Origin of the sequence: Consotaella aegiceratis (genome assembly GCF_036541425.1) — a bacterium.
Classification (GTDB): domain Bacteria; phylum Pseudomonadota; class Alphaproteobacteria; order Rhizobiales; family Rhizobiaceae; genus Consotaella; species Consotaella aegiceratis.
Window position 1 is genome coordinate 166,270 of record NZ_JAZHFT010000004.1, and the last position, 22,281, is coordinate 188,550.

The following is a 22,281-nucleotide window of genomic DNA, read 5'->3' on the forward strand; positions in this document are numbered from 1 at the left end:
ACCATGCAGGGCACCGGCGTCATCGACCACTTCCTCGAGGTCTTCACCCGTTACATCGATTCCGGCTTCGGCCTGCTCGGCGGCGAGGTCGCCTTCATCGCCACCACGCTGATCGTCGTCGACGTGACGCTCGCCGCCCTCTTCTGGTCCTGGGGCGCAGACGACGACATCATCGCGCGTCTCGTCCGAAAGACACTCTTCGTCGGCGTCTTCGCCTGGCTGATCGCCAACTGGAACAGCCTGGCGCGGATCATCTTCGAGAGCTTCGCCGGCCTCGGCCTGAAGGCGTCGGGCACCGGCTTTACCGCCGCCGACCTCTTGCGCCCCGGCAAGGTGGCGCAGACGGGTCTCGACGCGGGCCGCCCGCTGCTCGATTCGATCTCCGGTCTGATGGGCTATTGGTCGTTCTTCGAGAACTTCATCCAGATCGCCTGCATGTTCCTCGCCTGGGTGCTGGTGCTCTTTGCCTTCTTCATCCTCGCCGTCCAGCTCTTCGTCACCCTCATCGAGTTCAAGCTGACGACGCTCGCCGGCTTCGTCCTCATTCCCTTCGGCCTCTTCGGCAAGTCCGCCTTCATGGCCGAGCGGGTGCTTGGCAACGTCATCTCATCCGGCATCAAGGTGCTGGTGCTCGCTATCATCATCGGCATCGGCTCGACGCTGTTCTCCGAGTTCACCGCCGGTTTCGGCGACGTCAATCCGACCATCGATCAGGCAATGGCGATCGTGCTGGCGGCGCTGTCGCTGCTCGGCCTTGGGATCTTCGGTCCCGGCATTGCCAACGGCCTTGTCTCCGGTGGACCGCAACTCGGCGCGGGAGTCGCCATCGGCACCGGCCTTGCCGTCGGCGGGGCCATGGTGGCGGGCGGAGCCGCGATGGGGACCGCCGCCTCCGGCGCCGGCAGCATGATCGGTGGCACGGCAGCTGCAGCCCGGGGCGGTGCCGCACTCGCCGGTGGAGCTTCCACCGCCTATCGTCTCGGCGCTGGCGACCAGGCCGGCACGGCTGGCGTCGCCTCTGGCGTTGCCGGCGTCGGCCGTGCGGCCGGACAGGCTGCACTCTCGTCTCTCCGGCGCGCAGCGTCCGGCGCAGCAAACAGCCTGCGCTCCAGCTTTGCCGAAGGCGGCCGCTTCGTCACCGAGGCGAGCGGCGGCGACAAAGCGGCCGCCGGCAGCACCGTCAACGATAGTGCCGGGGCGGCTCCTTCACCCGCCGCCGCCGATAGCGGCCCGCCCGCCTGGGCCCAGCGCATGAAGCGCCACCAGGCGATGAGTCACGGCGTCACTCTGACCGCCCATTCCGTGCGCGCCGGCGACAGCCACGGCGCCGGCTCCTCCATCGATCTCTCCGAAGAGAAGCGCTGATGTTCAAGCGACCGGCCACCCACTACGGCAAGACGCCGGACCCCGAGACACCCTACCAAAAGGCGGCCCAGGTCTGGGACGAGCGCATCGGCTCGGCTCGTGTCCAGGCCAAAAACTGGCGGCTGATGGCCTTCGGCTGCCTGATCCTCACCGCCGGCTTTGCCTCCGCTCTCGTCTGGCAGTCGGCCCGCGGCACCGTCGTGCCCTGGGTGGTCCAGGTCGACAAGCTCGGCGAAGCACAAACCGTGGCGCCGGCCACCGCCGACTATCGCCCGACCGATCCGCAGATCGCCTTCCACCTCGCCCGCTTCATCGAGAATGTTCGCTCGATTCCCGCCGATCCGGTGGTGCTGCGCCAGAAATGGCTGCGGGCTTACGACTTCACCGCCGCCAGCGGCGCGCAGGCTCTCAACGACTACGCCCGCGCCAACGATCCTTTCGCCAAAGTCGGCAAGGAACAGGTCGCCGTCGATGTCTCCAGCGTCATCAGGGCTTCGCCCGACTCGTTCCGTATCGCCTGGAGCGAGCGGCACTACCAGGACGGCGCTCTCGCCGAGACCTCACGCTGGACCGCCATCGTCACGGTCGCCATCCGGCCGCCGCACGAGGCTGAACGTCTGCGCAAGAACCCCCTCGGCATCTTCGTCACCGCCATCAACTGGTCGAAGGAGCTCGGGCAATGAGGGGCGACGGCTGGAAGCGAACATTCGTGTCTCACGCTGGTTTCGCGGCGCTGCTGCTGTCTGCCTCAGCGCTTGCCGGCTGCGCCACGGCACAGAAGCCGCCGGCGATCAGCTATGACGACGACGCGCCGCCGCCGCCGGCACCGCCCGTTGCCGCGGACAAAACACCGAAGCCGCTGCACGTGCCGCCGACTTGGACACCGAGCCATGGCGGGGCCAGCGACGCCAAGGAGCCGACCGCGCGGGTGGAGCTTGCCAATGCCGCCGCCCGTGTCGAACCGCGCCGCGGCGGCTACTACAACGCCATCCAGATCTATCCCTTTAGCGAGGGCGCGCTCTACCAGGTCTATGCCGCGCCCGGCGAGATCACCGACATCGCGCTCGAGCCCGGCGAGACGCTTGCCGGCTCCGGTCCGATTGCTGCCGGCGACACCGCCCGCTGGATCATCGGCGACACGACAAGCGGCAGCGGCGAAAGCGAGCAAACTCATGTGCTGGTGAAGCCGACGCGGCCGGAGATTGCCACCAATCTCGTCATCAACACCGATCGGCGCACCTATCTGATCGAGCTCACCTCGCGCGATAAGCCGTATATGCCCGCCGTCGCCTGGGCCTATCCGCGGGTCGTGGCAAAGCAGGCAGCAACGGCACCAGCAACGCCCGTCCTGCCGGTGATGGCAATGCGGCGCTATCGCTATGCGCTCTCCGGCGACAGCCCGCCCTGGCGGCCCGTCACTGTCTATGACGACGGACGGCGGGTCTATGTTGAGTTCCCGCGTGGCATCGTCCAGGGCGAGATGCCGCCGCTCTTCGTCATCGGGTCCGACGGCGAGCCGCAGCTCGCCAACACCCGCGTCTTCGGCACCATCCTCATCGTCGATCGCCTGTTCGGCGCTGCCGAGCTGCGCCTCGGCGGCAAGCACCAGCAAACCGTCCGCATTCTCCGGGTCGATGGCGCGAGAAGCGGGAGCCGAGTCTGATGAGCGATCCGACCGACCGTCCTGCAGCGAACGACAGGGAGGGTTCGGCCCAGGCTTTCCGCCTGCGTCCTGCGCCGCCGCGCGTGACCCGCCTGTCGCGCAAGGTTCTCACCACCCTCGGCCTCGGCGCGGGCCTCCTCATCGGCGGCGCGCTGGTCTATGCCCTGCAGGGGCAACACCATTCGAACGCGCCGTCGGAGCTGCTGACCGCCGATCGCCAGCCGACACCGGACGGGCTGCGCAGTCTACCGTCCGATTACACGCAGGTGCCGAAGCTCGGGCCCCCGCTGCCCGGCGATCTCGGACGACCCATCGTGCGCGCCCGCGACGAGGGCAAGCCGGTGCCGGCGCCGGCCGTGCCCGGCGCGACCCGCGAGGAGCAGCGGCGCTTGCAGGAGCAGGAAGCAGCCCTCACCAGCCGCCTGTTCGTCGCCCAGCAGGCGGGCCGTGGAGCAGCAGAGAGCGACGGAGGAGCAGCGTCAGCGGCGCAAGGCACCGGCGCGCCGCTTGCTCAGGATCGGCAACTCGCCTTCGTCAACGCCCCGGCCGACCACCGCACCGTCTCGGCCGAACGCCTGGCCTCGCCCCCAAGCCCCTATGTCCTTCAGACCGGCGCCGTCATTGCCGCCGCGCTCGTCACCGGCATCCGCTCCGATCTGCCCGGCCAGATCACCGCCCAGGTGACGGAGAACGTCTTCGACAGTCCTACCGGCCGCTTCCTGCTGATCCCCCAGGGAACGCGCCTGATCGGCACCTACGACCACGGCGTCGAGTTCGGTCAGCGGCGCATTCTTCTCGTCTGGAACCGGCTGATCCTGCCGAACGGCAAGTCGATCGTGCTGGAACGCCTGCCGGGTGTCGATACCCAAGGCTATGCCGGTCTCGAAGACGACGTCGACCACCATTGGTGGGATCTTGCCAAGGCCGCCGGTCTCTCGACCCTCCTTGGGGTTGGCGCGGAACTCGCGACCGACGACGACGATCGCCTGGTCCAGGCGATCCAGAATGGCGCTGAGGACACCGTCAACGACGCCGGTCAGGAGATCATCCGCCGAGAACTCGACGTCGCCCCGACGCTCACCGTCCGCCCCGGATTCCCCGTCCGCATCATCGTCACCCGCGACCTCGTGCTCGAGCCTTACGGCAGTTGATGGGGTCGTTTGCGGGAGGGGGCGGAATCCTACGCTAAGCTCGAGAGCTGAACAGGACGCGCTCAGCAGCATCAATTCCGGCGGAGAAGTCGGCGCCGGTATCTACGAATGGGATGCCGAGAGCTTCACAATCGAAGCGCAACAGTCGGCTGAGGTCCCGGCTGACGCCGATATATCGACGAACGTTGTCGGGCCCGGTTCGATGAAGCCAGTCGTTCGGGAGCCCGGTATGGCGTGCGACTTCCAGCGCTTTGGCTTCGATCGTTATATCGGGATAACCGAGGAAGCAGGCTCTCACCGGCTGGTCACTCTCCTGGATGAACCGAGCCACAGTCTGCGGACGAAGATTGACGCCCTCGACGAGGTAATCGCGGCCATCGAAGATAAGATGGTCGAGAATGGGTTCGACGATCGGCCAGATCTGATCGGCAGTGCCAAGATCGGCGGCCTCAGGGTCCACAGCGAGCGTCGGCGCTCCGAGATGGAGGCCCATCTTCAAGGCGTCCAATGGGAACCAGGGAATGCCATGTTGAGCGCGCATGCGCTCGGCCAGCATCGACTTGCCGCTCCGGCTACATCCTCCAACAACATAAAGCATCTCTATCTCGCCTGAATGCTCAGAACCCGCTCCCCGTAATCCCTGAGTTCGCCCTTGGGTCCGACGTAACGGTAGAGGGTGACGCGCTCGATCCCGAGTTCCTTGCACAGATCGGAAACGGAAGTGTCGCGCTGCGCCATGGCGGCCTGAGCAAGACGCACCTGTGCTTTGGTCAGGGCGAATTTCCGGCCGCCTTTGCGACCGCGCGCTCTTGCAGCGGCGAGACCGGCCATGGTCCGCTCCCGGATCAGGTCTCGTTCGAACTCGGCCAGGGTAGCGAAAATGCCGAACATCATGCGGCCGGATGCGGTCGTGGTGTCGATCTGAGCGCCCTTTCCGGTCAGCACACGCAGGCCGACGTTTCGATCCGACAGATCCTTCACTGTGTTGACCAAGTGGGCAAGTGAGCGCCCTAGGCGGTCGAGCTTCCAGACCACCAGCACGTCGCCGTCCCGCAGGGATTTCAGGCAGGCGGCAAGACCGGGGCGATCGTCACGACTTCCGGAAGCGCGATCCTCATAGATGTTGTCCTGTTCGACGCCGGCGGCGCGCAGGGCGTCGTGCTGCAGGTAGAGGGACTGGGAGCCATCGGCTTTGGAGACACGGGCATATCCGATCAGCATGTTTCTTAAACGTTGGTTTGAAGCGGCGCGCTGGCCGCGAATGATTTGTTCGCTGGAAATGTATCTCAACCAGCTTCACAAACAAAGCGTCTTGAACATCGTCGGATTTTGAAAAAGGAACATGAATGCCGCGTCGCGTCACGCTAACCGATCGACAGAAGGACGCGCTGCTGCGCCTGCCGATCTCCCAGACGGACTTGTTGAGGCACTACACGCTGAGCGATGAAGACCTCGGCCATATCGGGCAGCGTCGGCGCGCTCACAACAGGTTCGGCTTCGCTCTGCAATTGTGCGTCCTGCGCTATCCCGGCCGGGTGCTGGCTCCTGGCGAACTGATCCCGGCGGAAGTCGTCGAATTCATCGGGGCGCAAATCGGCCTGCGTGCCGACGATCTGGTTGAGTATGCCGCCCGCGAGGAGACGCGCCACGAGCATCTTGCCGAGTTGCGGGCGATCTACGGATTCCGCACCTTCTCCGGACGTGGCGCGCGTGAGCTGAAGGATTGGCTGTTCCGGGAAGCCGAGATGGCGGTGTCGAACGAAGATATCGCCCGTCGCTTCGTGGCGGAGTGCCGACGCACCCGCACGGTTCTCCCTGCAACATCGACGATCGAGCGGCTTTGCGCCACGGCCCTGGTCGACGCCGAGCGGCGGATCGAGACGAGGATCGCCAGTCGGCTGTCCATGCCCAGCCGGGAACAGTTGCTGGCATTGCTCGAGGACACAGCCGACGATCGGGTGACCCGCTTCGTGTGGTTGCGGCAGTTCGAGCCGGGGTCGAACTCTTCTTCTGCCAACCGGCTACTCGACCGGCTCGAATACCTGCAACGTGTTGATCTCCGCGAGGATCTGCTGGCCGGTGTTCCCCCTCATCGCGTGACGCGTCTGCGCAGGCAAGGCGAACGGTACTATGCCGATGGCATGCGTGATCTCTCGGAGGACAGGCGGCTTGCGATTCTGGCCGTTTGCGCGTCGGAATGGCAAGCGATGCTCGTCGACGCCGTGGTTGAAACCCATGACCGGATTGTCGGCAGGCTCTACCGGGCGTCCGAGCGCATTTGCCAGGCGAAGATCGCCGACGAAGCGAGTGCGGTGCGCGACACACTGAAATCCTTCGCTGAAATTTGCGGAGCCCTGGTCGATGCACAGGACGACGGCCAGCCGCTGGACGACGTCATTGCGCGCGGATCGGGTTGGGACGGTTTCAAAACTCTTGTTGCAATGGCAAGCAGGCTGACCGCCACCATGGCGGACGATCCGCTCAATCATGTACTCGACGGCTATCATCGTTTCCGCCGATACGCTCCGCGCATGTTGCGCCTGCTCGATCTGCGGGCCGCGCCTGTCGCGATTCCGCTTCTCGAAGCGGTGACGGCCTTGCGCACCGGTTTGAACGATGCCGCGCAGACCGGCTTCCTGCGGCCGAGCTCGAAATGGCATCGCCATCTTCGAGCCCAGGCGGCTGGTGACGCCCGCCTATGGGAGATCGCGGTGCTGTTCCATCTGCGCGATGCGTTCCGCTCCGGCGATATCTGGCTGGCCAGATCCCGGCGTTATGGTGATCTGAAACACGCACTCGTCCCAGCGCAGGCTGTCGCGGAAAGCGGTCGTCTCGCTGTGCCATTGCGGTCGGAAGAATGGCTGGCAGATCGGCAATCTCGCCTCAATATCCGGCTGCGCGAGCTGGGGCGCGCAGCGCGCACGGGCACGATTCCCGGCGGTTCGATCGAAAACGGCGTTCTGCATATCGAGAAGCTCGAAGCCGCCGCGCCGACGGGCGCCGAAGATCTGGTGCTCGATCTCTACAAGCAGATCCCGCCCACGCGGATCACCGACCTCCTGCTGGAGGTGGATGCAGTGACCGGCTTCACCGAAGCGTTCACGCATCTGCGCACCGGAGCGCCCTGCGCCGACCGGATCGGGCTGATGAACGTCATCCTTGCCGAGGGGGTCAACCTCGGTCTGCGCAAGATGGCCGGCGCGACGAACACCCACACCTTCTGGGAGTTGATCCGCATTGGACGATGGCATGTCGAAGGCGAAGCCTACGACCGGGCGTTGGCCGTGGTGGTCGAGGCGCAGGCGGCGTTACCCATGGCCAGGTTCTGGGGCATGGGCACCTCGGCTTCGAGCGACGGCCAGTTCTTCGCCGCGACAGAGCAAGGCGAAGCCATGAATCTGGTCAACGCAAAATACGGCAATTCCCCTGGCCTAAAAGCCTATAGCCACGTCTCGGACCAATACGCGCCGTTCGCGACTCAGATAATCCCTGCAACGGCAAGCGAAGCCCCCTACATCCTCGACGGCCTGCTCATGAACGACGCCGGTCGCCATATCCGCGAGCAGTTCGCCGACACGGGCGGCTTCACCGATCACGTCTTCGCTGCGTGCGCCATTCTCGGCTACCGGTTCGCCCCTCGTATCCGAGATTTGCCGTCCAAGCGGCTCTATGCGTTCAATCCTTCGGCAGCGCCGGCGCACTTGAGAGCCTTGATCGGCGGAAAGATCAACCAGGCCATGATCGAGCGCAACTGGCCCGATATCCTGCGCATCGCCGCTACCATTGCAGCCGGAAGCATCGCGCCCAGCCAGATTCTGCGCAAGCTCGCCTCGTATCCGCGGCAGAACGAACTGGCCACGGCTTTGCGCGAGGTCGGCCGCGTCGAACGAACCCTGTTCATGATCGACTGGATTCTGGATGCCGAACTGCAACACCGTGCCCAGATCGGGCTCAACAAGGGCGAAGCGCATCATGCACTGAAGCGGGCAATCAGCTTCCATCGCCGGGGTGAAATCCGCGACCGGTCCGCCGAAGGCCAACATTACCGGATCGCCGGCATGAACCTGCTCGCCGCGATCATCATCTTCTGGAACACCATGAAGCTCGGCGAGGTCGTTGCCAGTCAGAAACGTGAGGGGAAGCTGCTATCGCCCGATCTCCTGGCCCACGTCTCTCCCCTCGGATGGGAGCACATCAATCTCACCGGAGAATATCGGTGGCCAAAGCCTTAGCGTAGGATTCCGCCCCCTCCCGCAAACGACCCCATCTCGCCCGCTTCGGTCGCCCGTAACCTGCCGTTCGAATCCTTTTCGAACAGCCTGGACTTAAGGGTGCTCTCGAGCGAGGTCAGCCGACGAGCAATCGTCGTTGGATCGACCTTGAGCGCCCGCCCTGCTGCCGCATACGACCCCTCGCGCGCAACGGCGAGGAGAAAGCGTAAGGCCCCCCAATCAGTAGCCTGCATTTTTGCAGTCTCTCTCAGCAGATTTACGACTAAAGCCTGCGAAAATACAACACTATGATCCTCTGCGTCCATCCAGAGGAGGCGATTTTCATGCTTTTCGCGGTGCTATTCGAGGACAATGACGATAAGGCAGATCGCCGCCGCCGTTTCGACTATCGTATCTCGCACGACCTCCCTCCGCCGCGGCAAGCGAGAAACTCGCGGGTCAGATCCGGCCGATTTTCGATTTACAGCAGACGGCAAGCGACTAAGTTGACAGGAGCTCAGTGAGGAGACATCCGCCATCGAGAACTCCACTATCCGTGATTCGTCCCGTCCGACGCCCAAGCGGGCGCTGCTTTTCGAGCTTTTCAGGCGGGCGGCGGCGCTCGCGCTCTTCGTCGCGGCTGCCCTCTGTCTCCATGTCGGCGCATGGGCCGCCGGGCTTGCGGCCTTCGTCGTCGGCATCGCCGTCTATGCTCTCCTGCCGCGGCCGCGCCGGCCGGCGGGAGCGGTCCACAACCGAATGCTGGGGGCGGTGATCCTCCCCGATCTCTTCGGCTTCGCGCTGACGACCTTCTACTTCGTCCTGTTCATCCTCCTCGCCAGCCAGGCCGCTGCCGACTCGTTGCAGAGTTCCAGGCTGTCGGTCCTGGCGCCCGGCTCCCTTTTCCTGCCGGCCGCGCTCCGTTTCGTGCCGGCCGGGCTCGTCACCGCCGCTCTTCTCGTCCTCGCGGCGCGCGCTCAATGTTTCTGGCTGACACTGAATGAGGAGACGCTCGCCCTCGCCACGCCCTCCGGCTTCATCCGTCTCGGCTTTTGCGAGATCGCCGCAGCTCGGCTGGAGCCACGGCAGCCGCCGATCTGGCTGGTGTTGCTCTTCGTTTTCTTCGCCGGCATCATCGGCATGGCCATCGCCTTCTTCTACGGCACACGGGCAAGCCATGCGATGGTGATGGAAACGCGAAGGGGCGATACCGTTCGCTTGGCCGCCGATGCCTTTCGCCCCGGCGTGAAGGCGCTCGCCGGGGCTCTTGCCGGCGCCGGCGTGCCGATCGACTCCGCGCTTGCCCGCGCCGGCGGCGCAGCTGTCCCGCGCGGGGGCAGCGCCACCAGTGAAGGCGAACCTTCGACGCCGGCCGGTTAGACCCCGGCGATTTTCACCGAAGAGCGAGAGAGCGGCGCCGAGGTGAATGAAGGCTTGGAAGCCTCCGTCGGTTTGGTCGTATCTGGTGACGAGACCCCTGCACTGTTTGAGGGTGCAGTGGAAATTTTCCACCAGATGGCGCCAGCGGTAGCGGGCGAAGTCGCAAAGGACGGAGGTCTTGCGGTTGGCTTTGGCCCGGATGACGACGGTGGTGTCGCGGCTCGTGAGACGGTCATGCAGGCGGTTGTTGTCGAAGCCCTTCTCGGCGGGAAGCGCTCCATCTCGACGCCCTCGATCAGCGCCCCGCCGACCCGCCGCGCGCGCTCCAGGAGAGCGAAGCGGCGGGTGCGTTTTCGGGCCTCGCCATGGGCCTCAACGCTATTCTAACGGCGATCATCCTGCCGCTGATCTGGTCGCTGGTGTTCTGACCGCCGGAGGCACCGACTGGTCCTACCTCAAGCCGGCTTGCGGCCCCAGGCGCCGAACATCACGTCGCCCACATAGGCCAGCGTGCATTATCGGGACACAGATTCACGGTAGGGCGCTTCCGTGCAGTGTCTGAGCTCAAGGAGCACCCGAGCGATCAGGTTCTGGTGGTGGCGGAAAGCGTTCGAGGTAGCGGACCGCGCGGGGGTAGGCGTCGTGCAGAAACTGTTTCGGTTCACGCAACCAGAGGCCCGGAAAGGTTCTTGACTGGGCCTCACTGACAAGGACCCGGCGGGGAAGATCAACGATTTCAGCATCCCAACCCGGCCAACGTCGCCGCGCCACTTTCCATGTATGGGATAGGTATTGCTTTGTTTCCGAATAGCCGTGGTAGTCGAAAACCCAACTATCACTGGAAACGTAGATATGGCTGCCCGTGAAGCCGGGTACGGGCTTGATCCACCGAACCGAGGCATCGAGATCGCCGTAGCGTTCGAGGAACGCGTGCGCCAGAATGTGGCACGCTCCGCATGCAAAGAAGACGCGATCCGGTAGCACCCAGCGCATGACAGGATCGCTCTTCGAATAGAACGGCGTTCTCACCGCATACATGTGGTACCGGCCTCTACTCCCTGCCGGTAGGCGGCGACGATGCGCGAGACGGTGGGTTCGCTGACGCCGTAGAGGCGGGCCATCTCGGCGCCGGACTTGCGACCGGAGGTGACGGACTCGGCGATCTCGCGGCGCTGCTTGTCGCCGAGCTTGCGCCGGCGCCCTCCGATCCGTCCTTCCGCGCGCGCCAGGGCGAGCCCGGCGGAGGTTCGCTCGCGGATCATCGCGCGCTCGAACTCGGCGAAGGAGCCGACCATCTGCATCATCATCCGGCCCGCGGCCGTCGTGGTGTCGATCGCCTCGGTGAGCGAGCGGAAGCCGGCGCCGCCGAGCTGGATGCGCTCCATGATGTGCAAGAGATCCTTCAGGCTGCGCGACAGGCGGTCGAGCTTCCAGACCACGACCACGTCGCCCTCGCGAAGCTGGCCGATCATCTCCTGAAGCTTCGGCCGATCCCATCGCCCGCCGCTCGCCGTCTCCTCGAACACGCGCCGGCATCCCGCCGCGTCGAGCGCCCGGCGCTGGGCGGCGTTCGACTGTTCGTCGCCCTTCGACACACGGGCATAGCCGATCAGATAGGGCGAGGAATTCAAGTTCGGGCTCTTTCACAAACGGCCGTATCCGGAGGGGCCACACAGTACGACGGCGTTGCATTGTGTTCCGCCTTTCACAATCCTCTTTCATTTAACTGCCGAAAGGCAAGAGGTTTCTGGAGGATTGACGGTGCCCGGACGCATACCCATGACCGCGAGGCAGCGCGCCGAGCTTCTGGCGCTTGCGGACAGCGAGACGACGATGGTCCGTTACTACGGCCTCGACACGGATGACCTCACCGCGATAGCGACGGCGCGCTCGCCGGCGACCCGGCTCGGCTACGCCCTTCAGCTCTGTGCCTTGCGATATCCGGGAAGGCATCTCCGTCGTGGCGAGCTGCTGCCGGCGGTCATGCTCGACCACATCGCCGAGCAGGTCGGGGTCGAAGCCGATGTCATCGCCCACTTCGCGCGGCGGACCCCAACGCGCTACGACCAGCTCGCCGCCATCAAGGCGCGCTTCGGGTTCCGCGACCTCAGCCGTCCCCTGCGGGCCGAGCTGATGACATGGCTGACGCGGGAAGCCGAGATCCTCGTCGACGGCCGTGTTCTCCTCGACCGCTTGCTGACCGAGATGCGGGGCCGTCGCATCGTCATTCCCGGCATCAGCGTCGTCGAGCGCATGGCGGCCGAGGCGATGCATAGGGCCGACACCGACCTCGTCGCTGCGATCGACAGTGGACTCAACGGCGATATGAGGGCGCGTCTGGACGCCCTGATCGACGACAAAGTGCATGACCGCCAAAGTCGCCTGTCCTGGCTGCGCGAGCCGACGCCGCGCGTCTCGTCCGCATCGCTCGGTGAGATCCTGGAGAAGGTCGCGGCGATCCGCCGGACCGGGACGATCGACCTTGCCGTCGAGCTTCGGCACGAACCCCGCCTCGCGCAATTCGCCCGAGAAGGCGTCCGCTACACCGCCCAGGCCTTCCAGCAGATGCACCCGTCACGCCGCCGCGTCGTTCTCGTCGCCACGCTGCGCGAGATGGAAGCGTCGCTGACCGACGCGACGATCGCGATGTTCGGCGCTCTGGTAGGTCGCGCCCATCTGCGCGCCCGCAAGCGGCTCGAGCAACGGATCGCGGCATCCGGACGCGAAGGTTGGGAGCGGCTGACGCGCGTGGCGAGCGTCCTCGAGGCGATGACCCGGGCGGCGCGATCTGGCGCCGACATCGTGCGGGCGGTGCAAGCCATCGCGCCGCTGGAGACGATCGAGGCCGACGCCGGCATCATTCGTCGTTCCGCCTCACCTCACAAGAACGACGTGCTGGAAGAGATCGCCGCGGAGCATCGGAGCTTCAAACGGGTCGGTCCCATCTTCCTGCGTACCTTCGACTTCCAGGGTACGGCTCGCACCGCTTCGCTGCGAGAGGCGATGACGATCCTCGCAGCTCTCGATGGTGACCAGCGCAGGCCCTTGCCCTCGGACGTGCCACTTGGCCATATCGAACGGCGCTGGCTGAGGCATGTCCAGGCAAGCGGCGGGATCGACCGCACGCATTGGGAACTGGCGACCTACAGCGCGCTCGCCGACGCGCTGGCGTCAGGAGCTATCTGGGTCCCGTCATCCCGGACTTATCGCTCGCTCGGCGTGATGCTCGATCCGACACTTGGCACTCCGCCACGACAGGCTTTCTCGCTCGGCGATCCCCATGCTTGGCTGGAAGAGCGTGCCGCCCGGCTCGACGACGCGCTGCTCGAGGTCGCCGGCAATCTCGGAGCCCGCAATCCGGCTCTCTTCGCCGGCGATCGATTGCGCTTTCCCAAGGAAGCGAATGTCGGCGACCACGACGGTTCACGGCCGCTCGCCCTGGCCTGCTACGGGATGGTGCCGACAACGCGCATCACCGATGTGCTGTCGCAGGTCAGCCGCTGGACCGGCTTCGTCGAACACTTCGGCCACGTCTCCACGGGCCTCCCGCCGGCGGACGAACGCGCCTTCCTCGCCACGCTGATCGCGGAAGCGACCAATCTTGGCCTGTCGCGCATGGCCGAGGTCTGCGGCGCAGCCTCGCGGCGCGCGCTTCTGCGGATGCAGACCTGGCACATGCGCGAGGAGACGTTCCGCGCGGCGCTCGCCTGCCTCACCGACGCCATCCATGCCGAGCCCCTGGCAGCCTGGTTCGGTCCGGGTCACCGTGCCTCAGCTGATGGGCAGGCCTACTATCTCGGCGGCCCCGGAGAGGCGAGCGGAGCCGTGAACGCCCATTACGGGCGCGATCCCGTGGTGAAAATCTACACCACCCTCACCGATCGATACGCCCCGCTGCACCAGACAGTCATCGCCGGAACGGCGGGCGAGGCTATCCACGCCCTCGACGGAATCCTCGGCCATGACAGCGACGTCGATCTTACCGCGCTGCATGTCGACGGCGGCGGGGTCTCCGACATCGTCTTCGCCGTCATGCATCTCCTTGGCCTTCAGTTCGAGCCGCTCATTCCCCGACTGTCGGATCGCCGCCTCTACGCCTTCGAGCCGCCGCGGCGTTACGGTAGGCTCGCGCCGCTGTTCGGTCGCCGTCTCAACCGAGACCTGATCATCAGCCACTGGTCTGAGATCGAGCAGGTGATTGGGGCAATGGACGATCGCACCGTGACGCCGTCGCTGATCTTGAAGAAGCTGGCCGCCTACCGCCAGCAGAATAGCCTGGCCGCAGCGCTGCGCGAGATCGGTCGCATCGAGCGCACGCTATTTACGCTGCGCTGGTTCGAGGAGCCGGCGCTTCGCCGGACGGTGACCGCCGAACTCAACAAGGGAGAGGCGCGGAACAGCCTGGCTCGGGCCGTTGCCTTCCATCGCCTCGGGCGCTTCCGCGACCGCGGGCTGGAGAACCAGAAGACCCGCGCGGCCGCCCTCAACCTCGTCACCGCTGCCATCATCCTGTTCAACTGCCGCTATCTCGGACGCGCTCTCGACGAGCTACGACGCCAGGGCAGATCGATCGATCCAACCTTGCAGGCGCAACTCTCTCCGCTCGGATGGGACCGCATCAACCTCACAGGCGACTATGTCTGGTCCGACCGCCTCGATCTCGGTGCCGACGGGCTCATGTCGCTGCTCGACAGGCCCTACCGTGAATCCGTGTCCCAATAATGCACACGGGCCGTCATGGTTCACGGCGCCTGTCGCCCGCAGGATCGCGAGACGCTCGAGAATGGCAGCGAAGGCGCGATGCCCAGCGACACCGGGAGGCTGGCGGACGAAGGCAAGCGTGCTGATCGTTCGGTCCGGCATGATACGCAGGAGTTGGTCGAGGGCTGTCCGGGACGAGGCACTCAGCGTTCCGGCGAGGATCGCCTCGACGCGCCGTTCGGCCGCGAGCATGGCCAGGCCGCTCATGCGCTCCAGCGCGGAGACGCCGGGAATGATGATGCGTCGGCGCCGAAACTCGGCGCCGAGCCGCGCGGCCAGTTCCGCCCCGCTCGTGGTCGTGAGCGCGACCGGCAGGAGCCACGCCTGGAGAGAGGCCTGTTCGGGACGGCTGAGCGTTGTGAACCCGAACAGCTCACGCAACGTGCCCAGTTGCTCGTAGCGGGTCGGGCCACGCGCGGCGTAGTCGATCAGCGCATCCGGCGGGACCGCCAACTGTCCCGCCACAAACCGCAAGGCCGCGTCAGGAATGAGTTCGCCTGGACGCAACAGGCGACCGGGATAGCGCAGGGCGCAGAGCTGAACGGCGAAGCCGAGGCGGTTGTGCGGCCGACGCCGCCTGGCGATCAGGCCTAAGTCCTCATCACCCAGCACCCAATGACGGGCCAGCGTCGCCTCGTCGGTCGGGACCGCCAACAGGCTGTCGCGCTGCGCCTCCGTCATGAGCGCGCGGCGGGGCATCGCTCAGGCCTTCTCCGGCGCGGACCAGCCGATGCGCGCCAGCGTGTCAATCAAGGTCGAGCGAGCAACCTTGAAGCTACGGCAGACGGAGGCCTTGCTGGCACCGCCGGCAAGGGCGGCGGTGATCTGTTCGAGCTGCTCACCCGTCAGGCTGGGCGGACGCCCGCCCCGTCGTCCTCTTCGGCGCGCCGCCGCCAGTCCCGCGACGACGCGCTCCCGGGTCAGCGCCCGCTCGTACTGCGCGAGGGCGCCGAAGAAGGAGAACAGGAGCTCGCCATGTGGGGTCTGGGTGTCCATGGCCTCGGTGAGCGATCGGAAGGCGACCCCGCGCGTGCGCAGGTCCGCGACGATCGCGAGAAGATGGGGAAGAGAGCGGCCGAGCCGATCGAGCTTCCAGACGACGAGCGTATCGCCCGACTTCAGGTATTCGACACAGGCTTTGAGCCCTGGCCGATCGTCTCGCGCGCCGGACGCCTTGTCGGCATAAAGGTGACGCTCGTCCACCCCGGCCGCGACCAGCGCGTCGCGCTGCAGGGCGACGGTCTGGCGATCGTCGCTCGAGGAAACGCGCATGTAGCCGACGAGCATGTACGGAAATTCCCCAAACAGAACTTTCCGTACAGCTACTCAATCCGACAGGGTTTGTCGCGTGGATTTGGGAGCCTTTCGACGATGGTCAGTCGGATCCCGCGTACCCTGTCGGGAAACAGGTGTTTCCCGACAGGCAGGTTCGACCCCTTCGAGCCATCCAAAGGCTTACTTCGCTTTCCCAAAAGCTGCCCTTTGCAACGAGCACACCGTTGGTTGATAGAAAGGCAACACTCTACAGGATGATCGCGAGGCCGAAGCGTTTGGGAAGCATGGCTGAGAAAACAATGATCCGCGAAGCTACGGCATCCGATGCGACCAGCTTGGCGGCCCTGTCGATCGAGGTCTGGCTCGGGACCTATATCCGGGAAGGCATCAACGACTTCTTCGCCGACCATGCGCTCCGCGAGTTCACGGCCGACCGCCTTAGTGGCCGCCTTCAAGACCAGCAGCGCACCATACTCGTTTCGCAGAACGTGGTCGGGATCGACGGCATGATTGAGCTTGTGGCGGGCGCGTCTGCGCCCGTGGCCGGTTGCCCGGACGTGGAGATCGCGACCCTCTATGTTCAACCACGCCACCAAGGAGCGGGAAAAGGTATTGCTCTTCTCGAGGCGGGTCTAGCGCACGCCCGATCTAGCGGACACGCCGGGGTCTGGCTCGCCGTTAATGCGCAGAACACGGCCGCGCTCACCTTCTACGAGCGTCACGCCTTTCAGCACGCCGGCGAGACACACTACGAGATCGAGGACCAGCGCTACCTGAACTACGTCATGCGCCGGGACCTTTAGCTCGCTCCCGTCCTCGCGAGTCCCATCCATCCGCAGGTGATCGCAATGGCCGACATCGACCCTTCCAAGCCATCTAGACCGCTGTTGCGCGCTTTAGATAGCAGTCATTGCGGATCGACGATGCGCGTCGAACTCTTCATAGCGCCGATGTCAAAGCCCCTCGGAGATTCTTCTTGGAGCGAGGGATCAGGTCAACCGCACGTTTGCCTTTCGCATCTCTGAGGCTTCGATCTGCACCCCGCTCGAGCAGAAGTTCGATCGAAGCAGCGTCGATGGCGTTTGGCGCGGCGAGGTGAAGGATTGTCTGCCCGCCATTGTTCTGTGCGTTGATATCGAGACCTTCGGCCAAAAGAAGGTCGAGGATCGCCACCTCTTCCGGAAAGGTTGCGCGGATCGCACCGCGCTGCTGGTAGAGGCGATGCAGAAGCGTGCCGCCGTCCGGCATGCGCTCGTGCGGATCGAGGCCATAAGGCCTCATCAACTCGAAGGCCGGGACGCTGGTCGCGTAGCCGAGCGTCGGGTAGCCTTCGCCGTCGCGTTTGGAGGGATCTGCGCCCAGCTCCAGAAGCGACTTGGCGAGTTCGGTGCCCCACAGGTCTCCGAGTATCAGCGAGGCCTGCAATGGCGTATAGACCGGGTCGGTTTCACTCTTCCGCCCGTTCGGGGATGCGAGGGCGTTCACGTCGGCTCCGGCTTCGACCAGAACGCGGGCGACAGCGGCCGAACGCGTAAAATGGAGTGGCGTCGTTCCATCCGGGGCATGATAGTTCGGGTCGGCGCCGTACCGTAGCAGGATGCGGGCGCTCTCCGGTCCTGCCCACATCAGCATGGTCGTGCCGTTGTCCCAAGGGGCGTCCGGCGCAGCGCCGCTTGCGAGCAGCGTTTCGAGCATGGCCAGATAGTCCTGCGGCGTGATGAAGGCTTCGACATCCCGCCGAAACAACGGCTCCAACGCCTCGCGTGTGAGTGCCGCGGTCTCGTCGCCGTCCAGGCCGTATTCTTCTCTGAGCCGCGGTTCGAGTTCCTCGGGACTCGCGGCGACGAGGCGCTGGCGCTGGGTCATCAGGAGGTGAATGGGCCAGTAGCGCTCATTCTTCCAGCCATCAACGCGTGCTCCCTTCCGGCAAAGCCAGCGCAGGGTCTCGACCGACGCACGGGACACAGCCTCCGCAACGGCCAAATGACGTGTGTCGAGCGAGGCGCCATGCGCCAAAAGCTGCTCGACAAGGCTTGTGTCATTACGTCGGACGGCAAAGGTCACAGCCGTGGCGAATTCGTCGTCGAATGATGATGACGACCCGTACCGTCGCCACTCCGGGTTCCAGACCACATCGGGACGGGCGCCGCTGGCCAGGGCAGCCGTCGCCGCAGCCATGTCGCCGCGTTGCGCGGCTTCCAGAAGCGCTCGCTCGGCCGCGGTTTCGCCGAGGATTACCGGCGGCGGCTCGTCAGGCTTCACCAAGGCCGGGTCGCTCTCCAGCCATCGCCGCCACTCGCGCCCGCCCGGACTGTCGGCACGCAAATAGTAGCGGTCCTCGTCCCATTCGCCGAAGCGCATCCACGAGGCCCATTCGGTACCGGCCTGGCCAAGCCGGGCCATCTCCGAGACAAATGTCAGGAAGTCGGGCGCGAGTGCCTGCCCATGCAGCATCTCCAGCTCATGACTGAAATAGCGGACGGGATGCGGGCTGTCATCCCGGCGCATGTCGATCGTCAGGATGTCGCCATTGATCAGCCAGAAGACCGGAAACTGCCGCTCCCACATGTCCGGCGTGTTGGGCGCTTCGCTCTCGTCCACCTCGGCCAGTCCCTGCTTCATCGCGAGGAAACCCGGGATCGCGTGGTTCTCGATCTGGTCGATATCCCAGACAAAGCCGCGGTTGAAGCTGCTGGTCGGAAAGTTGCGCTGCTCCATCGGGGAGAGGTGCGATGGCACGTACCAGTCGAACCTCACGCTGGCGGCATAGTGCGACAGCACCTCGCGAAGCTGCTCGGGAACGGGCAGTCCCGCCGCCGCCTCCAGGCGGCGCAGCGCGGCCTCGCTGGCGGGAGCAGAAATCTCCAGGCGAGACAGGTTCCAACCGCGCCGTTCGGCAACGTCGTGCATCCATCGCCAGTCGGCTTGCCACTGGTGCCACAACTCATTCGTCATTTTGTTCTTCTTCCCGCAGCCTACGAGCGTCAGCCCGGCAGCCGACAACGCAACTAATTGAAGGAATTCACGCCGATGCTTCACGAAGCGTCCTGTTTGAATAGTCGTAAGATCAAGGTAAGACTCACATACAGCGCGCGCTACCCGCCCGCTTTTTGCGGTCGGCTTTGCGTTAAAGCATCCCGAAAGCCGACCGACAGCTTTCCACCCAGTCGAGCCGATAGCAGCCGGCTCGCTTCGATCGCCGCGGCTATCCGTTAGCGTATATCTGGGTCCGTTCTATGTGCTGACCCCGATGAGGGCCCAAATGACACGGCCGTTGTCACGTGCTGGTTACACTTTAATTAACAATCTCTTAATGCTGGTTCAGCATATTCATGATGTGCGATGCCACGTGACATGACCCGTTCGATCGCACGTCCGATGAACCGCGACACGTGACAGTTGCGTACGTGCGCTATAACGGGGCAGGACACGTGACGGACGAGACTGTTCTTCTAACCTACGACGAGCTGGCTGCCCGCCTAGGAATTGAACGTGAAAGCGCTAGGCAGCTTGTTTTACGCAAACGATGGGCCCGGCAAAAAGGAAATGACGGCCGTGCTCGCATCGAAGTGCCACTTGATGTCCTTCCGGCCGATACGTCCGATACCCCGCTTGTTGATACGCCTGTTGAGCCGTCCGACGATACGGGCCTCGGACGTATATTGACACGTCACATTGAGCGTCTTGAACAAGCACTTGATACCGCTAATGAAAAGTTGGAGCAGGCTGAAATCGAGCGCGATGAAGCACGTGATGAGTCACGTGCTGCCGAACGTGAGAGGGACGTAGTTCGATCCCAGCTCGAAGGGCTGCAAGCCGTGCTTGAAACGGAGAAGGCGCTGCGTACTGCAGAGAGCCAAAAAGTCGATGAGATGGTGGGAGAACTCCGGGCGGACCGCGATCGTTGGCACCGACAGGCACAGGAACTTCAGGAACGTGCTTTGAAACCCTGGTGGCGCCGGTTGGCAGGCTGATGCTCACCGCTAACGAAGACGACGGATCACTGCACAGCGAGACAGGTAGACCCCGCCGACGATCAGGCTCAGCGCAATCACGACTGCTGACGATAATCCCTCGGACAGAAACGCCGCAGCAATGATCACGCCGACGACGGGTTGGCCGAACTGAAGGGGTGCGATTGTAGCGACACCACCTTGATCGAGCGCCCAGAACCAGGCCGCGAAGCCGACGAGAGTGCAGAGGAGCGCCAGGAAACCGAGCGCGCTCCAGCCTGTCCAAGTCATTCGTCGTCGCGCAATTCCTAAAACATGCTACGTCGCATGTTTTAGTCAGAAAATGGCGGCAAACGCTGCTGCGATGAATCTTTTCGGGCGAGAGCTACTAAAGCGACAGATGGTGGTGGAATAGGCTATGGCGAAGCTAACCCGAGCTGAACGCAAGGAGCGAAAAGCGCTCGCCAAAGCGACGGTCGCGGTACTGAAGACCTCGGCTCGTTCATATAAATGGCGCGTTGCTCGCGACAGTCTTTTTAAGGACCACAATGGTCGGTTCGTGGAGGTTCAGGCCAGCATTGTAAATTGGGCGTACAAGACCAGGATGGCCGCCCGTATCAAGCCGATGGCGCTCGATCCTGTGTTCTGGAACATCGTCGGAATGCCGGAGAATGCTAAGCTGCCGCTTTCTTTTCGAGCTTTTGGCGCGTGGGTTTGCAGTGCACCTACAGTGGTTGAAGATGAGATCAACGAGGGTGACGGATCGCCGGAAACGCTTGCTGCAAACATCCTCGATTGGGCCAACTCGCAAATGGCCTCGCCGATGCTCACGGCTGACTGCGAAACTTATTTGGAGTACCTGCAAACCCTTAGCAAAGGCTATTTTGCTAATCGCGTGGCGATGCTCTGCCTGATGGGGCGATATGAAGACGCGCGAGCCGCATGTCTCGCTGCCATTGAGCAGGATGATAGTGGCGGCTTCGGTCAGTTGGTGAATGATAAAATCGTTAACTTCCCAACAATGGTGATTCATTGGCTTGACCGAAATGGTCAATAGAGATCGTCAGCGCGCGACCGTTTCGCAAAACTCCTAAAACCCGCGACAGATCGGCCGCCCCCGGTGTCGATTTCAGAAGCCGGCTTCAGTGTGGGCCATGAGTTTTCAAGCCGTTAGGGGAAGCCTGGTAACCGAAAGCGGGATCGTCAGGCAGAACCCGGCGGTGGCCGTCTTCGCTCCCCGGTCGGCGCAGCCTCACCAGGACTTACCTTCGCTTCTGCCACGGGCTGAGGCTGCAACCGATTGGAAAAGCACGGAGATCGTCGGCACAGTGAAGACCATCGACGCTCACAAGACTTTGCGTCTGCGCCGCGGCAAGGCAGAGATCGTCATGCACGCCAGCGGAGAGGTGACCTTCAACGGCAAGACGCTCAGCATCGATTTCGACGGGCACATCTCGCTGAAGTCCGAACGGATCGACGTCAATTGAGGCGGGCCACCATCATAGCGCTCGCTGTTGCCTGTCTTTTGGGAGGGTGCCTGCCCATGTCTGCCGCCATGTTGACCGTCACCGTCGAAGATCCGCTTCTCACCGAGGGCGGGACCGTCGTGGTTCTTGTGACGAAAATCGACCAACAGACCTTCGACGAGCGCTACGGCGATGCCGTTACCGTCAAGGACAATGCGATCCAGCTCCAGGCGACAGTGAACAGCGTCGTCAGCTTCCTGGAAGTCGATGCCCCACCGGGCTTTGAGTATCGCTTCCAGACGAAGGACGGCAGGCCGATCGCCGAGCAGAGGGTGAGCGTCGGCGAGGGCGGCGGCTATCGGGACATCACGACCGGTCAGTACGCAACGGCGGACATAACCTTTCACCACTATATCAAAGGCCCGCACGCAGAGCTTGCTAACTCACGAGCTCTCGACGGAAGCTATTTCCGGATAGACCCGGCAGAGTGCAAAGTAGAACTGGCTGTCCGCGTCTGTTCAGGAAGCGCCGAAGCTCTTGCAGAAATGATCCGCGACTTCGACCGGTCGGAAACACACTAATGCTTCAGATTATCGTCCGATCCTTCCACCCGCGCGGAGATTTCGGTTTCAGCGGCTTATATTTTGGTGGCGACAACCGAGGTTCTCCACCGCTCGAAGGCGTCACGACATGAAAGTGCTCGATCTGTCCGACATTTGAGAACATAGGGTGATCACGTCGGGCGGATTGCGAAAGCCTGATGGGGGTCCAGTGAGAGGATCGTCGAAAACGTACGCTAAGGATCAGCCGTTGTAGATCGTGTTACGGGTTAAATGACACCGATCGGCCGCAATCGAGCAAAGCCCGTGACCGTCACGCAAACTCTCGTTTACGGAGCGTCCCGTTTAAAGGCTACGTCCGGCAGGTTTCGTGAAGAGTTTCGGGCGCCGGCAGGCGTACGAAAGTCCCCGAGGAAGGAACCCGCGGGCCACAGTCGATGGCTATGGGGATTTCGATCTGCGGTCGATGTCGGCGATGGCGCGGCCGTCGCTGGAA

The 22,281-nt window shown here is 64.0% G+C and carries 20 protein-coding genes and 2 pseudogenes; 13 read left to right on the forward strand and 9 right to left on the reverse strand.

The window, feature by feature from the left end; translation table 11 throughout:
• The first annotated feature begins 3 nt into the window (after positions 1-3).
• From trbL to SMD10_RS05290, 4 genes are read left to right on the forward strand one after another with little or no spacing between them, the layout of a single operon-like run.
• Positions 4-1,365, forward strand: coding sequence for a P-type conjugative transfer protein TrbL (gene trbL / locus SMD10_RS05275; protein ID WP_331684607.1), 1,362 nt, complete (start codon positions 4-6; stop codon positions 1,363-1,365).
• A complete protein-coding gene (gene trbF, locus SMD10_RS05280) occupies positions 1,365-2,048 on the forward strand; it encodes a conjugal transfer protein TrbF (RefSeq protein ID WP_331684608.1) in 684 nt (227 codons plus the stop codon). The genes trbL and trbF overlap by 1 nt, the downstream gene beginning before the upstream one ends.
• Entirely contained in the window at positions 2,045-3,028 is a 984-nt protein-coding gene (trbG, locus tag SMD10_RS05285) for a P-type conjugative transfer protein TrbG (RefSeq protein ID WP_331684609.1), read from the forward strand. Before trbF ends, trbG begins: the two co-directional genes overlap by 4 nt.
• The gene (locus tag SMD10_RS05290; RefSeq protein ID WP_331684610.1) at positions 3,028-4,179 is read left to right on the forward strand and encodes a TraB/TrbI/VirB10 family type IV secretion system protein; all 1,152 of its coding nucleotides are present in this window, start codon (positions 3,028-3,030) and stop codon (positions 4,177-4,179) included. Before trbG ends, SMD10_RS05290 begins: the two co-directional genes overlap by 1 nt.
• 34 nt (positions 4,180-4,213) lie before the next feature.
• Here SMD10_RS05290 and SMD10_RS05295 read toward each other — a convergent pair whose 3' ends face one another.
• On the reverse strand, positions 4,214-4,735 hold the full coding sequence (locus SMD10_RS05295; RefSeq protein ID WP_331684611.1) for a hypothetical protein: 522 nt from the start codon (positions 4,733-4,735) through the stop codon (positions 4,214-4,216).
• Between the two features lie 44 nt (positions 4,736-4,779).
• Entirely contained in the window at positions 4,780-5,400 is a 621-nt protein-coding gene (locus SMD10_RS05300; protein WP_331684633.1) for a recombinase family protein, read from the reverse strand.
• Positions 5,401-5,525: 125 nt separating this feature from the next.
• Here SMD10_RS05300 and SMD10_RS05305 point away from each other — a divergent pair, with 125 nt between their 5' ends.
• Complete coding sequence (locus tag SMD10_RS05305; protein WP_331684612.1) at positions 5,526-8,411, forward strand: Tn3 family transposase; 2,886 nt, start codon at positions 5,526-5,528, stop codon at positions 8,409-8,411.
• Here the strand turns inward: SMD10_RS05305 and SMD10_RS25565 are convergent.
• The gene (locus tag SMD10_RS25565; RefSeq protein WP_432757187.1) at positions 8,408-8,716 is read right to left on the reverse strand and encodes a helix-turn-helix domain-containing protein; all 309 of its coding nucleotides are present in this window, start codon (positions 8,714-8,716) and stop codon (positions 8,408-8,410) included. The genes SMD10_RS05305 and SMD10_RS25565 overlap by 4 nt on opposite strands.
• A gap of 433 nt (positions 8,717-9,149) precedes the next feature.
• Here SMD10_RS25565 and SMD10_RS05310 point away from each other — a divergent pair, with 433 nt between their 5' ends.
• Both SMD10_RS05310 and SMD10_RS05315 read left to right on the forward strand, forming a co-directional pair.
• Positions 9,150-9,770, forward strand: coding sequence for a hypothetical protein (locus SMD10_RS05310; RefSeq protein ID WP_331684613.1), 621 nt, complete (start codon positions 9,150-9,152; stop codon positions 9,768-9,770).
• A 329-nt stretch (positions 9,771-10,099) separates the two neighbouring features.
• Positions 10,100-10,198, forward strand: a pseudogene (locus tag SMD10_RS05315) (LrgB family protein); the annotation flags it as partial.
• A 136-nt stretch (positions 10,199-10,334) separates the two neighbouring features.
• Here SMD10_RS05315 and SMD10_RS05320 read toward each other — a convergent pair.
• Together SMD10_RS05320 and SMD10_RS05325 are read right to left on the reverse strand one after the other, a co-directional pair.
• Positions 10,335-10,808, reverse strand: coding sequence for a hypothetical protein (locus tag SMD10_RS05320; RefSeq protein WP_331684614.1), 474 nt, complete (start codon positions 10,806-10,808; stop codon positions 10,335-10,337).
• Complete coding sequence (locus SMD10_RS05325; protein ID WP_331684615.1) at positions 10,796-11,401, reverse strand: recombinase family protein; 606 nt, start codon at positions 11,399-11,401, stop codon at positions 10,796-10,798. The genes SMD10_RS05320 and SMD10_RS05325 overlap by 13 nt, the downstream gene beginning before the upstream one ends.
• Before the next feature lie 148 nt (positions 11,402-11,549).
• Between SMD10_RS05325 and SMD10_RS05330 the strand changes: the two genes are divergently transcribed.
• Entirely contained in the window at positions 11,550-14,492 is a 2,943-nt protein-coding gene (locus SMD10_RS05330; protein WP_331684616.1) for a Tn3 family transposase, read from the forward strand.
• 27 nt (positions 14,493-14,519) lie between these two features.
• Here SMD10_RS05330 and SMD10_RS05335 read toward each other — a convergent pair.
• Together SMD10_RS05335 and SMD10_RS05340 are read right to left on the reverse strand one after the other, a co-directional pair.
• Positions 14,520-15,230: pseudogene (locus SMD10_RS05335) on the reverse strand (DUF4158 domain-containing protein); the annotation flags it as partial.
• Between the two features lie 3 nt (positions 15,231-15,233).
• A complete protein-coding gene (locus SMD10_RS05340; protein ID WP_331684617.1) occupies positions 15,234-15,818 on the reverse strand; it encodes a recombinase family protein in 585 nt (194 codons plus the stop codon).
• A 212-nt stretch (positions 15,819-16,030) separates the two neighbouring features.
• Here SMD10_RS05340 and SMD10_RS05345 point away from each other — a divergent pair, with 212 nt between their 5' ends.
• Complete coding sequence (locus SMD10_RS05345) at positions 16,031-16,609, forward strand: GNAT family N-acetyltransferase (RefSeq protein ID WP_331684618.1); 579 nt, start codon at positions 16,031-16,033, stop codon at positions 16,607-16,609.
• Positions 16,610-16,745: 136 nt separating this feature from the next.
• On the opposite strand, the gene SMD10_RS05350 is transcribed toward SMD10_RS05345, so the two are convergent.
• A complete protein-coding gene (locus SMD10_RS05350; RefSeq protein ID WP_331684619.1) occupies positions 16,746-18,761 on the reverse strand; it encodes an ankyrin repeat domain-containing protein in 2,016 nt (671 codons plus the stop codon).
• Positions 18,762-19,237: 476 nt separating this feature from the next.
• On the opposite strand from SMD10_RS05350, the gene SMD10_RS05355 reads away from it, so the two are divergent.
• Positions 19,238-19,780 (forward strand): hypothetical protein, encoded by a 543-nt coding sequence (locus tag SMD10_RS05355; protein ID WP_331684620.1) that lies wholly within the window; start codon positions 19,238-19,240, stop codon positions 19,778-19,780.
• 9 nt (positions 19,781-19,789) lie between these two features.
• On the opposite strand, the gene SMD10_RS05360 is transcribed toward SMD10_RS05355, so the two are convergent.
• Positions 19,790-20,050: an EamA family transporter gene (locus SMD10_RS05360; RefSeq protein WP_331684621.1), complete on the reverse strand. Its 261-nt coding sequence runs from the start codon at positions 20,048-20,050 to the stop codon at positions 19,790-19,792.
• 127 nt (positions 20,051-20,177) lie between these two features.
• On the opposite strand from SMD10_RS05360, the gene SMD10_RS05365 reads away from it, so the two are divergent.
• The 3 genes from SMD10_RS05365 to SMD10_RS05375 all read left to right on the forward strand — a co-directional run bounded on the left by SMD10_RS05365 (position 20,178) and on the right by SMD10_RS05375 (position 21,806).
• A complete protein-coding gene (locus SMD10_RS05365; RefSeq protein WP_331684622.1) occupies positions 20,178-20,816 on the forward strand; it encodes a hypothetical protein in 639 nt (212 codons plus the stop codon).
• A 271-nt stretch (positions 20,817-21,087) separates the two neighbouring features.
• Positions 21,088-21,246, forward strand: a complete 159-nt coding sequence (locus tag SMD10_RS05370; protein ID WP_331684623.1) for a hypothetical protein — start codon at positions 21,088-21,090, stop codon at positions 21,244-21,246.
• Between the two features lie 56 nt (positions 21,247-21,302).
• Positions 21,303-21,806, forward strand: a complete 504-nt coding sequence (locus tag SMD10_RS05375) for a hypothetical protein (RefSeq protein WP_331684624.1) — start codon at positions 21,303-21,305, stop codon at positions 21,804-21,806.
• Positions 21,807-22,281 lie beyond the last annotated feature (475 nt).

Excerpts from the sequence above, each read along its gene's own strand:
- trbF (WP_331684608.1), top strand. The coding sequence starts at position 1,365 with ATGTTCAAGCGACCGGCCACCCACTACGGCAAGACGCCGGACCCCGAG.
- SMD10_RS05295 (WP_331684611.1), bottom strand. The coding sequence starts at position 4,735 with ATGCTGGCCGAGCGCATGCGCGCTCAACATGGCATTCCCTGGTTCCCA.
- SMD10_RS05290 (WP_331684610.1), top strand. The coding sequence starts at position 3,028 with ATGAGCGATCCGACCGACCGTCCTGCAGCGAACGACAGGGAGGGTTCG.
- SMD10_RS05310 (WP_331684613.1), top strand. The coding sequence starts at position 9,150 with ATGCTGGGGGCGGTGATCCTCCCCGATCTCTTCGGCTTCGCGCTGACG.
- SMD10_RS05300 (WP_331684633.1), bottom strand. The coding sequence starts at position 5,400 with ATGCTGATCGGATATGCCCGTGTCTCCAAAGCCGATGGCTCCCAGTCC.
- trbL (WP_331684607.1), top strand. The coding sequence starts at position 4 with ATGCAGGGCACCGGCGTCATCGACCACTTCCTCGAGGTCTTCACCCGT.
- SMD10_RS05340 (WP_331684617.1), bottom strand. The coding sequence starts at position 15,818 with ATGCTCGTCGGCTACATGCGCGTTTCCTCGAGCGACGATCGCCAGACC.
- SMD10_RS05330 (WP_331684616.1), top strand. The coding sequence starts at position 11,550 with ATGACCGCGAGGCAGCGCGCCGAGCTTCTGGCGCTTGCGGACAGCGAG.
- SMD10_RS05350 (WP_331684619.1), bottom strand. The coding sequence starts at position 18,761 with ATGACGAATGAGTTGTGGCACCAGTGGCAAGCCGACTGGCGATGGATG.
- SMD10_RS05365 (WP_331684622.1), top strand. The coding sequence starts at position 20,178 with ATGGCGAAGCTAACCCGAGCTGAACGCAAGGAGCGAAAAGCGCTCGCC.
- SMD10_RS05320 (WP_331684614.1), bottom strand. The coding sequence starts at position 10,808 with ATGTATGCGGTGAGAACGCCGTTCTATTCGAAGAGCGATCCTGTCATG.
- SMD10_RS05360 (WP_331684621.1), bottom strand. The coding sequence starts at position 20,050 with ATGACTTGGACAGGCTGGAGCGCGCTCGGTTTCCTGGCGCTCCTCTGC.
- SMD10_RS05375 (WP_331684624.1), top strand. The coding sequence starts at position 21,303 with ATGTCTGCCGCCATGTTGACCGTCACCGTCGAAGATCCGCTTCTCACC.
- trbG (WP_331684609.1), top strand. The coding sequence starts at position 2,045 with ATGAGGGGCGACGGCTGGAAGCGAACATTCGTGTCTCACGCTGGTTTC.
- SMD10_RS05305 (WP_331684612.1), top strand. The coding sequence starts at position 5,526 with ATGCCGCGTCGCGTCACGCTAACCGATCGACAGAAGGACGCGCTGCTG.
- SMD10_RS25565 (WP_432757187.1), bottom strand. The coding sequence starts at position 8,716 with ATGGACGCAGAGGATCATAGTGTTGTATTTTCGCAGGCTTTAGTCGTA.